This is a genomic window from Pseudomonas sp. 10-1B, from assembly GCF_000935045.1.
In the GTDB taxonomy this organism is placed as follows: Bacteria; Pseudomonadota; Gammaproteobacteria; order Pseudomonadales; family Pseudomonadaceae; genus Aquipseudomonas.
This window is the reverse complement of sequence record NZ_JYKS01000040.1, coordinates 130329-142746: the sequence shown is the minus strand read 5'-3', so window position 1 is coordinate 142746 and position 12418 is coordinate 130329. Positions and strand designations below refer to the sequence as shown.

At 66.5% G+C, this 12418-nt stretch carries 9 protein-coding genes; all 9 read right to left on the bottom strand.

Annotated features, from left to right (window positions below; genetic code table 11):
• Window positions 1-135 precede the first annotated feature (135 nt).
• The 9 genes from TZ03_RS21375 to TZ03_RS21335 all read right to left on the bottom strand — a co-directional run bounded on the left by TZ03_RS21375 (window position 136) and on the right by TZ03_RS21335 (window position 12251).
• Window positions 136-837 (bottom strand): NAD(P)H-dependent oxidoreductase, encoded by a 702-nt coding sequence (locus TZ03_RS21375; protein ID WP_051100274.1) that lies wholly within the window; start codon window positions 835-837, stop codon window positions 136-138.
• Between the two features lie 43 nt (window positions 838-880).
• Complete coding sequence (locus TZ03_RS21370; RefSeq protein WP_051100270.1) at window positions 881-2296, bottom strand: aldehyde dehydrogenase family protein; 1416 nt, start codon at window positions 2294-2296, stop codon at window positions 881-883.
• On the bottom strand, window positions 2289-3479 hold the full coding sequence (locus tag TZ03_RS21365) for a pyridoxal phosphate-dependent aminotransferase (protein ID WP_051100269.1): 1191 nt from the start codon (window positions 3477-3479) through the stop codon (window positions 2289-2291). Before TZ03_RS21365 ends, TZ03_RS21370 begins: the two co-directional genes overlap by 8 nt.
• 24 nt (window positions 3480-3503) lie before the next feature.
• Complete coding sequence (gene alr / locus TZ03_RS21360) at window positions 3504-4733, bottom strand: alanine racemase (RefSeq protein ID WP_051100268.1); 1230 nt, start codon at window positions 4731-4733, stop codon at window positions 3504-3506.
• Window positions 4734-4767: 34 nt separating this feature from the next.
• Window positions 4768-6375, bottom strand: a complete 1608-nt coding sequence (locus TZ03_RS21355; RefSeq protein WP_051100267.1) for a 5-guanidino-2-oxopentanoate decarboxylase — start codon at window positions 6373-6375, stop codon at window positions 4768-4770.
• Entirely contained in the window at window positions 6368-8485 is a 2118-nt protein-coding gene (locus TZ03_RS21350) for an acetate--CoA ligase family protein (RefSeq protein WP_051100266.1), read from the bottom strand. The genes TZ03_RS21355 and TZ03_RS21350 overlap by 8 nt, the downstream gene beginning before the upstream one ends.
• Before the next feature lie 17 nt (window positions 8486-8502).
• Entirely contained in the window at window positions 8503-9663 is a 1161-nt protein-coding gene (locus tag TZ03_RS21345; RefSeq protein WP_051100265.1) for an acyl-CoA dehydrogenase family protein, read from the bottom strand.
• A 33-nt stretch (window positions 9664-9696) separates the two neighbouring features.
• Window positions 9697-10491 (bottom strand): enoyl-CoA hydratase/isomerase family protein, encoded by a 795-nt coding sequence (locus TZ03_RS21340; protein ID WP_051100264.1) that lies wholly within the window; start codon window positions 10489-10491, stop codon window positions 9697-9699.
• 353 nt (window positions 10492-10844) lie between these two features.
• On the bottom strand, window positions 10845-12251 hold the full coding sequence (locus TZ03_RS21335; protein ID WP_051100263.1) for an amino acid permease: 1407 nt from the start codon (window positions 12249-12251) through the stop codon (window positions 10845-10847).
• Between the last annotated feature and the right edge of the window lie 167 nt (window positions 12252-12418).

The window sequence follows — 12418 nt, the reverse complement described above, 5'->3', positions numbered from 1 at the left end:
GCCCCACAGGGTCTGCAGATGGCTTGAGGTCTATGCAGCACCTGTGGGAGCTGGCCCCACAGGTCTGCAGATGGCTTGAGGTCTATGCAGCACCTGTGGGAGCTGGCTTGCCGGCGATGAGGCCAGTGCAGGAAATCACACGAGTGGATACAGCGCCTCATCGAACTGCGCCAGCCGCGGGAACACCAGTGGCTGGTCATCGGAGAGCTGCTCCAGGCGCTGGCGGTACTGCTGCAGGAACTCCTGTCGCGCTTCATCGCTGATGTACGGCACATGCCAGGCCACGAACGGCGGCAACACCTCGAAACCGACATAGGCCAGCGTGCCACGCAGAATCGGCCGCAGCATGTCTTCCAGCGGCCCGTGGATCGCCCCTTCGCCGAACATGTGCTCGCGCCCGCCCAGGGTCACGCTCACCAGCGCCTTCTTGCCGGCCAGGCCGCCCTGGTCATAGAAGCGCTTGCCGCCGTAGCACACCCCCGACACCAGTACCCGGTCGATCCAGCCCTTGAGCATGGCCGGCGTCGAGAACCAGAAGATCGGGAAGTTCAGAACCAGCAAGTCCGCCCACAACAGCTTGTCCAGCTCCTGCTGGATATCCGCGGCAATGGCGCCACGCTTGACCCCCTGGCGCTGCTCCAGAGCATACACCAGGTACTCGGGGTTCTCGCGCTGGGTAAAGTCATCGGCACTGGCCACCGGGTTCCAGCCCATGGCATACAGGTCGCTGACCTGCACCTGGTGGCCTTGGGCGCGGAACGTTTCCACTGCCTGGTCACGCAGGGCAGCGGTGAACGATTGCGGCTCGGGGTGAGCATGGACGATCAGTACATTCACAAACATTCTCCTCACACAAAACAGGTTGTCTTCCAGCCATCGATCAGCACTGCACCGCTTTCACCTCGACGAACTCCGCCAGGCCCTCCTCGCCCCATTCGCGCCCATTGCCCGATTGCTTGTAGCCACCGAACGGTGCCTGGTAGTTGAACCCGCCACCATTGATGAAACACTGCCCTGCGCGGATTTGCCGGGCCAGGGCCAGGCCATGCTCACGGCTGCCGGCCCACACTGCGCTGGACAAGCCGAACGGCGAATCATTGGCCAGCGCCAGTGCCTGGGCCTCGTCGGCATAGGGAATCAGGCACAGCACCGGGCCGAAGATCTCCTCCTGGGCAATGCGCATGCGGTTGTCGACGTCGGCAAACAACGTCGGCGCCACGTAGAACCCGCGTTCGAAGCCGCTTGGTCCCTCGCCCCCGCACAGCAAGCGCGCTCCCTCCTGCTGGCCCAGGCGAATATAGTCGAGCACCGTGTGCCGCTGGCCTGCCGAACACATCGGCCCAAGGAAGCTGGTCGGGTCGCGCGGGTCGCCCATCACCAGCGCACGGGCCTCGGCCTCGGCGATCTCCAGCGCCTCGGCGTAGCGGCTGGCTGGCAGCAGCATGCGGGTCAGCGCGGTACAGGTCTGCCCCGAGTTGATCATCACGTCCTGCACACCATGGCGCACCGCCGCGTGCAGGTCGGCGTCGGCGGTAATCAGCAGCGGCGACTTGCCGTCCAGTTCCAGGCACACGCGCTTCACCGTCGGCGCTGCCGCCTGGGCCACTCGCACCCCGGCGCCAGTGGAGCCGGTGAACGACACCATGTCCACCTGCGGGTGCCGGGCCAGAGCCTCGCCCACTTTGGCCCCCGGGCCGCTGACCAGGTTGAAGACACCGGCCGGCAGGCCGATGGCCTCGATCATCTCGGCCAGCAAAAATGCATGCAGCGGTGTTTCCTGGCTGGGCTTGACCACCACCGTGCAACCGGCGGCCAAGGCCGGAGCCAGCTTGCCGATCATCTGGTGCAGCGGGTAGTTCCATGGGTTGATGAACGCGCATACGCCAACCGCCTCGCGGTACACCAGCGAGTTGCCGACCTCACGCAGCTGGTCCATCAGCCCGGCCAGCTCGGCGTACTGCGCAAGCCCGGCAATCGGGCCCTCGACCTGCACCGCCTGGCACCACTGCACCGGCATGCCCAGCTCCGCGGTGATGACGTCGGCCATTTCCGCCGCGCGCTTTTTCAGTTGCGCGGCCAGTGCCTGGATGTACCCGGCGCGCACGCTCGACGGCGTGCGCGACCAACCCTCGAAGGCCCGCCGCGCCGCCATCACCGCCCGCTCGACATCGGCCTCGGCGCCCAGCGGCACGCGGCCGATGACCTGTTCGCTGGCCGGGTCGATCACGTCGGCCATGCCCTGCCCGCTCGGCACCTGCCAGGCACCGTCGATGTACAGCCGCGCATACTCACGCATGGGCCTGCCCCTGCATCAGTGCGCCGGCGCAGCGGGCAATGCGTTGGCAAGCGTCAGCCAAGGCCTCGGGGCCCAGCACCAGGCCCAGGCGGATATGCCCGGCGGCGCTAGGGCCAAAGGCTTCGCCAGCCAGCACCGATACACCTTGGCTGTCGAGCAGGCGGTCGGCGAAGGCCTGGGCACTGAGGCCGGTTTCGCGGATATCGACCATCACGAACATGCCGCCATCGGGCTTCAGTGCCTTGATGCCCGGGCAGCCGGCCAGTTGCTCGCACACCAGGTCGCGGCGCTGGCGATAGGCCTCGCGCATGGCGTCCAGGTCCGGCAATGGCTGCTCCAGCGCCACCACGGCGGCGTCCTGGATAAAGTCCGGCGAGCCGTACAGCATGCACAGGGCGAGGTTTTCCAGGTGCGCGGCCAGCTCGACCGAACCGACCACCCAGCCCACCCGCCAGCCGGTCATGGCATGCGACTTCGACAGGCTGTTGAGGGTGGCGGTGCGCTCGGCCATGCCCGGCAGGCTGGCGGGGCTGACATGCTCGCCGTCGTACAGCAGCTCGCTGTACACCTCGTCGGAGATCAGCCACAAGTCATGGGCGATGCACAGTTCGGCCAGAGCTTCCCAGGTGGCACGCGGCAGGCTCGCCCCCGAAGGGTTGTGCGGGCTGTTCAGGGCCAGGGCACGGGTACGCGGGGTGATGCGCTCGGCGACGTCACGCGGGCACACACGGAAGCCGTTCTCCGGCTTGACCGGCACCGGCACCACCTTGGCGCCACAGGCGCCGAACACCGCCTCATAAGTGACGTACATCGGTTCGGCGACGATCACCTCGTCGCCCGGGTCGAGCACGCACTGGGCCACGCAGAACAGCGCGCACTGGGCCCCGGCCAACACCGTCACCTGGTCGGCGCTGACGGCCTGGCCGCTGCGCTGCCGGTGGCGGTTGGCGATGGCCTGGCGCAGAGCCAGCTTGCCGCGCACATCGGCGTAATGGGTGTGGCCCGCGCGCAGGCTGCCAATGGCCGCCTCGACGATCGGCGCGGGGGTGTCGAAGTCCGGGTCGCCCACTGACAGCAGCAGGATGTCCTTGCCCTCGGCCTGCAGCGCCAGGGCGCGGTAATGGATGTCCCAGGCCGCGGCCCCGTCGCCGGCGATGCGTTGGGTGAGCTTGGCGTAGCGCATGGCAATCTCCCTTCAATGACGGTTTCAGTCGACGAGAATCTTCGGGTTGGAACTGCCCCATACGGTGTACAGGTCAGCAAGCAGCGCGCCGTTGATGTCTTCCATCTCGGCCTGGGTGATTTCAGCCCCGGCCTGTTTGCCGAACAGCACCACTTCGTTGCCACCCTTCACGTCGGGGAAGTCGGTGACATCGACCATCAGCGTGTTCATCGACACCTTGCCCACCACTGGCACCCGGTGGCCGTTGATCAGCACATGGCCCTTGTTGGTGAACACCCGGCGGTAGCCATCGGAGTAGCCGACGGTGATGTTGGCCAGGCGCGAATCGCGCGACAGGCTGAAGGTGCGGTCGTAGCCGACGGTGTTGCCGGCCGGGTAGCTGTGCACCGCCGCCACGTGCGACTTGAACTGCATGGCACGTTGGTATTCGCTGCGCTCCGGCACGGTGTCCCCGAACAGCGCACCACCGGTGCGGACCATGTCCAGGCGCGCTTCCGGCACCTCCAGCGTAGCGAAGGAGTTGGCGACATGCAGGGTGAGTTGGCGGCGGTCGAGCTTGGCGTGCTTGATCAGCCAGGCGGCCTGCTCGTTGAAGGCCGCCAGGCCCTTGCGCACATCGTCCTTGTCTTCCACGGCGAAATGGGACATCAGCGCGACCAGCTTGAGGTGCTGCTGGTCGGTGATCTGCAGCGCTTCGCCACGGCCGGACCAGGTGGCCATTTCCACCCCGTTGCGGCTCATGCCGCTGGAATTGAGCGCCAGGTGGATGCGCAGGGTCTTGCCGTGGCGCGCGGCGATGGCATCTGCCTGGCGGGCGAACTCGGCGCTGCCGACCAATTCTTCCATGTCGTACTGCAGGGCATCTTCCAGCTCGCTGAGGCTGGCCAGGCGCACCCGCACCAGTTGCCCGGTGAAGCCGCTGGCGCGGACCACGCGGGCCTCCTCGTTGCTGGCCACTGCCACGCAGGGCACGCCTTGGGCGATGATCGACGGCATCACCAGGCCGATGCCATGGCCATAGGCATCGGCCTTGAGCACGGCACACAGCTTGGATTTGCCCGCCATTTTCGCTTGCAGGGTGCGAATGTTGTGTTGCAGGGCGCTGGCGCTGACTTCGACCCAGGCGTTGCTGTTGTGCACGGTCAGGGCGGCGCTGCCGTTGTCCATCGACAGCGGCGGTGCGGCGTACAGCGGGGCCTGGCCAGTGATCAGCACCGCCAGGGATGCAGCCAGCAGGGTACGGCGAAATGGCATGGTGGTTTCTCTTGTTGTTGTCGGTGTCCGCGGCTTAGCAGGCGCAGGTGTGCTTGAGTTCGATGAAGGTCACGCCGGCTGTGGCGAAACCGCTGGCCAGGTCGGCCTGCAGCGCGTCCAGGTCGCGTGGTTGGCGCACCGCGCAACCAAAGGCGCGGGCCAGGCCGATGAAGTCTGGGTTGCGTGGCAGCACGCCAACCGGCTCGATGTCCAGGCCGAGCATATCGTCGCGGATCTGGCCGAGGGCGTCGTTGTTCCACAGCAGCACGACCAAGGGCCGGTCCAGTTCCTCGACCGCCGTGGCCAGTTCCTGGGCGGTGTACAGGAAGCCGCCGTCGCCAACCAGTACCAGGCCCGGGCGGTGGTCGCTGGCGAGCATGCCGCCGATACCGGCCGGCAGGCCGTAGCCGAGGGTGCCGTAGCCGGTGGGATGCAGCCAACTGCGTGGTGCCCGGCTGGCGAAGGCATAGTTGCCGGTGTAGGCCAGTTGGGTCATGTCACTGCTGATGAAAGCGTCGTCGGGCAGTACGGCGGCAATGCGGTCGAGGATTGCCTGATGCATGGCCTGCAGCGGCGCATGGCCGTTGCGAATGGCCTGGCGCAGGTTGGCCACCGCCTCGATGGCCTGGGCCGGGTCACGGTCGAGCGCTGGCAGGTGCTCGAGCAAGCCGGCCAGGGTTTCCCGGGCATCGCCGTGCAGGGCCACGGCACAGGGATAGAAGTCGTTGAACTTGCGCGGGTCGATATCCACGCGCAACAGCTCGCCGCCGATCGGCAGGCGCTCGCGCCAGAAGTCGGTGTCGGCCATTTCGGTGCCCACGGCCAGCACCACGTCGGCCTGGCTGATCAGTTGCCAGCCAGGCTCCACGCACAGGCTCGAACCGGCATTGAGCGGTGCGTTCGGCGGCAGCAGGCCTTTGCCGGCCACGCTGGTGAACAGTGGCGCCGCCAGCCGGGTGCTCAGTTGCTGCAGTTGCGCGGATGCGTGCAACGCACCACCGCCGGCGATGATCATCGGCCGCTTGGCAGCCGCCAGCTTGAGGGCGGCCTGGTCGAGGCTGTCGCGGCACGGCTGGCCACGCCCGGGGCGGCGCACCACCTCAGCGCTCCAGTCATGGCTGACCGGCGCGGCCAGCACATCCAGCGGCACCGAGATGTGCACCGGGCGTGGCCGTTCGCTGTCGAACACCGCCCAGGCACGGGCGATCAGCTCGGGCAGGTCTTCGCCGCGCAGGGCCACGGCGGAGAACGCGGTGATCGGCGCGGTCATGGCGCGCTGGTCCTGGGTTTCGTGCAGGCAGCCCCAGCCTTTGCCCAGGCTGGCGGTGTGGTTGACGCTGGAAATCACCAGCAGCGGGATGGAGTCGGCGTAGGCCTGGCCGATGGCGGTGGCGGCATTGGTCACGCCCGGGCCGGTGATGACGAAGCATACCCCCGGTTTACCGCTGACCCGGGCATAGCCATCGGCCATGAAGCCGGCGCCCTGCTCGTGGCGGGTCAGCACATGGCGGATGCCACTGCCCGGCAGGCCGCGGTACAGCTCCAGGGTATGCACCCCGGGGATGCCGAACACCGTCTCCACGCCGTAGTTGGCCAACAGCCGCACCAGCGCCTGGCCGGCAGTCATGCTGGGCTTATTCATGTCGTTCTCCTTGCGCCTGGCCGAGGCGGATCAACGCGTCGACCGCAATGGTGCCGTGGGCACCGACCATCAATGGGTTCACATCCAGCTCCAGCAACTGCCCGGCGTTTTCGCAGGCGTAGTCGGCCACCGCGCGGATGGCCGCCACCAACGCGTCGAGGTCGGCGGCCGGGCGGCCACGGAAGCCTTGCAGCAGGCCGGCGCTGCGCAGGCCGAGCAGCGCGGCACGGATGGCGCTATCGGTGGTGGGCAGCAACAGGCTGACGCTGTCCTTGAGCAGTTCCACCAGCACGCCACCGGCGCCGATCACCAGGGCCAGGGCGAAGTCGTGCTCGCGTTTGATGCCGACGATCAGCTCCGCCAGCGGCGGCTCGGCCATGGGTTCCAGCAGTACCTGGTCGAATGCCACCTGCGGGGCGTAGGCGGCGATGCGCTGGCGCATCTGCACTAGCGCGGCCTCAAGGGCGGCAGCATCGCGCAGGTTCAACGCCACCGCCCCCGCTTCGGTCTTGTGCGGCAGCTGCGCGCTGACCGCCTTCAGTACCAGCGGGTAACCGACGCGGGCGGCGTCTGCCACGGCGCGCTCGGGTGTACTCAGCACCCCGGCCGGCACCGGCAAACCGAAAGCGCGCAGGGCTTGCTTGGATTGCCACTCGTCCAGCAAATGGCCCTCACCAGTGAGGGCCTGCGGGCACAGCGGCACCCGCGCAGCCTCGCCTCGCTCCAGCAGCTGTTGGCGCTTGCGCTGGTAAGCCACGATGCGGCCCCAGGCCGCCAGGCCATCCTCGACGCCCTGCAGTGCGGCAATGCCACGGGCATGCAAGCGCTCGCGCGCGCAGGCGGGCAACAGCTCCGGGAAGGCCGAGGTGACGAAACCGATCTTGCCGTGGCGTTCCAGCGCATCGCAGTACAGCGCCAGCAGCAGGTCGCACTCCTTGCGTTCTCCGGTGAACGCCGCCGGGTAGTCCAGCACCAGCATGGCGGCGTCGGCCGCCCCGCTCAGGGTGCTGTCGAGCATGCGTTGCAGGGCCGCTTCATCGCCCCAGATGGCGGTGGTGAAGTCCAGCGGGTTGACCAGGTTGGCATAGGCCGGCAGCACCTCGGCGAGTGCCGCCACCTGGCCTTGTTCGAGCTGCGGCAAGCTCAGTTGGTTGCGCTCGGCATAGTCAGCAATCAGGCCAGCATCACCGCCCGAACAGGCCAGCGCGAGCAGCTCGCCATCCACAGGCAAGCGCCCACAGGCAGCGGCCTTGAGGGTCTCGACGAAGCTTACCGGGCCACTTACACGAATCACCCCCAAGCGCTGGAACAGGCTGTCGTACAAGGCATCGGAACCGGACAGCGAGCTGGTATGACTGAGCGCCAGCTCGGCACCGATCTGCGACACGCCGGTCTTCAGCGCGATGATCGGCGTGCCCTGCTGCAACGCCTTGCAGGCGGCGCGGGCGAAGCCCGGTACGTTCTTCAGGCCTTCCAGGTGCAGGCCGATGGCCGTCACCCTTGGGTCGTCGAGCAGCACGTCCATCAGCTCGGCCACGCCCAGCTGCGCCTGGTTGCCGACCGAAGCCATGTAGGCCACCGGCAGCGAGCGGTCACTCATGGACAGGTTGTAGGCGAAGTTGCCGCTCTGGGTGAGGATCGCCACGCCCTTCTCCACCTGCTGGCCGCCATGGGCCACTGGCCACAGGGCCGCACCGTGCAGGTAGTCGAGCAGGCCGTAGCAGTTGGGGCCGAGCAAGGCCATGTCGCCGGCGGCATCGAGCAGGCGCTGCTGCAGCTGACGGCCCTCCTCGCCACTCTCGGCAAAGCCCGAGGCATAGCAGATGGCGCCACCGGCGCCGCGCGCAGCCAACTCGGCGACGCACTGCAAGGTCAGCTCACGGTTGGTGGCGATGAACACCGCATCCGGGGCATAGGGCAAGTCAGCCACCCGCGCCACGCAGGGGATGCCTTCCAGGCTTTGATGCTGCGGGTTGACCAGCCACAGTTCGCCGGCAAAGCCACCTTCGGCGCAGCGCTTGAGTGCCCGCGCCATGCTGCGCCCGCCGACGAAGGCCAGGTGCCGGGGCGCCAGCAGGCGCTTGAGGTTGTCACGAATCGATTGCGACATGGGTGTTCTCCTGGCAATCAGCGCAGCAGCGGGCGCAGCAGTTCGCGAGCAATGATGTGCCGCTGGATTTCCGAGGTGCCCTCCCAGATCCGCTCGATGCGCGCGTTGCGCCAGATGCGCTCGACCGGCCCTTCGTCCATCAGGCCCATGCCACCGAAGATCTGCACGGCTTCGTCGGCGACCTTGCCCAGCACCTCGCTGGCGAACAGCTTGGCCATGCCGGCCTCACCGTCGGTCATGCTGCCCTGGTCCATCTTCCAGGCGGTATGCAGGGTGAGCATTTCCGCAGCGCGAATCTGCGTGGCCATGTCGGCCAGCTTGAACGACACGCCCTGGTAGCTGCCAATGGCCTGGCCAAACTGCTTGCGGTCGGCGGCCCATTGCAGCGACAGGTCCAGGGCACGTTGCGCCTGGCCCACGCAGTTGGCGGCGACCATCACCCGGCCGGCAGTGAGCCAGGCATTGGCCACTTCCCAGCCCTTGCCGACCTCACCCAGTACCTTGCTGGCCGGTACCCGGCAGTCGTCGAAGAACAGCTCGTAGGTGTGGTAGCCACGGTTGCTCACGCACTTGGGCCCGCGGCGGATGGTCATGCCAGGGGTGCCACGGTCTACAAGGAAGGCCGTGACCGCATTGCGCTTGCGGCCGTTGTGCTCGTAGGTGTCGGTGACGGCGAAGACGATGGCGAAGTCGGCGTGGCCGGCATGGCTGATGAAGTGCTTGCTACCGTTGATGACGAAGTCATCGCCCTGGCGCACGGCGCGGGTCTTGATGGCATTGGCATCCGAGCCGGCTCCCGGTTCGGTGAGGGCGAAGCAATCGATTTTCTCGCCCTGCACGCAGGGCAGCAGGTAGTCGTCGATCTGCTCGCCCTTGCAGGCCATGAGGATTTTCGACGGGCGTGCGACGAACACATGCAGGGCCCAGGACACCTTGGACAGTTCACGCTCGATCAGCGCCTGGGACAGGTAGTCCAGGCCACCACCGCCGACTTCCTCGGGCATGTTGAAGGCATAGAACCCGGCGGCGATGGCCTTGCCGCGGATGTGCGCGGCCAGCTCGGGCGATACGGCATCGGCGCGGTCCACCGCTTCTTCGTGGGGCAGCAGCTCCTTGGCGACAAAGCTGCGTACCGCTTCCACCAACATTTCTTGTTCTTGGGTCAGTTGGAAATTCATCTGCGAAGGTCCTGGTGAGGGTCGGTTATCGGGTTACTGGCCGGTGAAACGGGGGGCGCGGCGCTCCATCGAGGCCTGCAGCGCTTCGGCGCCATCCTGGCTGCGCCCGCACAGCAAGCCGGCCTGGCGCTCGGCTTCCAGCTGTTCGCCCAGGGTGCGCTGGGCGCCGTCGCGCAGCAGTTGCTTGGTTTGCGCATAGGCGAAGGTCGGGCCGTTGGCCAGGCGCCCGGCCAGCTCGGCGGCAACGGCGGGCAACTGCTCGTCCGCGCAAACTTCGCTGACCAGCCCGGCGGCCAGCGCGCGCTCGGCGCTCCACAGCTCGTCGAGGAACAGCAGGCGCTTGGCCTGCTCGCTGCCGATCAGCCGCGGCAGGTGCCAGCTGGCGCCGGCATCGGGGCTGTAGCCCATGCTGGTGTAACCGGCCTTGAAGCGCGCCGAGGCAGCGGCGATGCGCAGGTCGCAGCACAGGCTGAGGTCCATGCCAGCGCCCACGGCGGTGCCGTTGATGGCGGCGATGGTGGGTTTGGCGAGGCTGTGCAGGCGCAACATCAGGGCGTGGGCGGTTTCGGTCCAGCCGTAGCTTTCCAGGGTGCCCTGGGCTTCGGCGGCGGCCCATTCGGCCAGGTCGGCACCGGCGCAGAAGCTGCGGCCGCTACCGGTCAGCACCACCACGCGCACAGCTGGGTCGCTGTTGCAGGCTTCCAACAGAGCGTGCAGCTGCTCGAGGGTGGGGATGTCCAGCGCGTTACGTTGCTCGGGGCGGTTGAGGGTGATCCAGGCAACGCCGGCTTCGACCTTGCTCAACAGTGACGATGACGGGGTGGTCATGGGGGGCCTCGGTGTTGTTGTGATGGTTTTGGGAGGGCTTGATGAGGGAGATACTAAACGAGTGTTCAACAAGGCAGCAATTGCCGGTATCCGGGGTTGTAACAGGTCGACTTAATTGGTTAACCAATTGTTTTTATTGAAGTTATTTGTTGAATTTCAACTGAGCGATGCGGTGGCTGTTACAACTTTGTACAACTGGGAGATCGCTGGGGGCGCGTTGCGCCCCTTTCGCGACACAAGGCCGCTCCCACAGGTCATTTGCAGCCTCGTGGCCTGCGCGTTACCTGTGGGAGCGGCCTTGCGTCGCGATGGGTCGCAAAGCGGCCCCGGCAATCTTCAGACCGATACAGCAATCAAACCCCCGGCACACTCGGCTCGAAGGCCCCCTGCCGACGGCGGTTGACTACGTAGTACGCCGCATAGCACAAGGCAATGAAGCCAAAGCCCCAGTACAGCGACGGCCGCTGGGTTTCATCCAGCGCCAGGAACACGAACAGCGAGCTGCACAGGGTGATGCACAGCAGCGGCACCAGTGGGTACAGCGGTGCCTTGTACTTCAGGTCCTGCAACTGCCCGCCGTCACGCAGGTAGGCCTTGCGGAAGCGATACTGCGCCAGGGCGATGACGATCCAGGTCACCGTGCCGGACATGCCGCTCACCGCCATCAGCACCATGAACAGGGTGTCGGCGGCAATGAAGCTGGTCATCAGCGAGATCAGGGCAAAGCACAGGGTGATGCTCAGCGCCCGCAACGGCACGCCACGCTTGCTCAGCGGCGACAGGCTTTTCGGTGCCATGCCGCTCTTGGACATGGCCCAGAGAATGCGCGTGGAGGCATACAGCCCGGAGTTGCCCACCGAGAGGATGGCGGTGAGGATGACGAAGTTCATCAGGTCTGCTGCATAGGGGATGCCGACCATGTCGAACACCTGCACGAACGGGCTCTCCATCAGCCCGGCCTGCTCATACGGCACGATGGCCGACAACACGGCAATTGCCAGCACATAGAAGATCAGCACGCGAAACACCACGTTGCGCACGGCACGCGGGATGCTCTTTTCCGGGTGTTCGGTTTCGCCTGCGGCAACCCCCATGATTTCGCACCCCTGGAAGGCATAGACCACGGTCATCATCACCGCGAACACCGCCGACAGGCCGTGGGGGAACAGCGACTCGCCCACCAGGTTGTCCAGCATCGGTGCCGGCGCCCCGCTGTTCAGCGGGATGGCGCCGAAGATCACCAGCAGGCCGATGATGATGAAGCCGAGGATGGTCGCCACCTTGATGCCCGAGAACCAGTACTCGGCCTCACCGAAGGCGCGGGTGGCCAGGGCGTTGAGGCCGAACAGCACGACCACGAACAGCGCCGACCAGTACCAGATCGGTACCTCCGGGAACCAGCGGGTCATCAACATGCCAGCGGCGGTGAACTCCAGGCCCACGGTGGTGGCCCAGCTCATCCAGTACACCCAGCCGATCATGAAACCGGTGGCCGGGCCGATGAACTTGGTGGCATGGGCCTGGAACGAGCCGGACACCGGCATCTGCACCGACAGCTCACCCAGGCAGACCATTACCAGGTACATCAGCAAGCCCGCCACCAGGTAGGCCAGGATCGCACCCACCGGCCCGCCCTGGTTGATGGTCACGCCCGAGCCCATGAACAGCCCGGTGCCGATCACCCCGCCCAACGACAGCATGAAGATATGCCGGCTTTTCAGGGCGCGGGTGAGCTGGGTCTTTTCGTGAGTGTCAGTCATGGCGCACCTCGCCCTTGCGGCCGGTGCCGCGCGGTGTGCTGTGAAGGAGGGGCTGAGCGCTACGGCATGTCATTATTCTTGTCTCCAATAAGCCTCATGGACCGCGTGCAACACGGTTGCCATGGATTATTGGAAACGGATGTAAGGTGCCGTTGTACGAACGGATC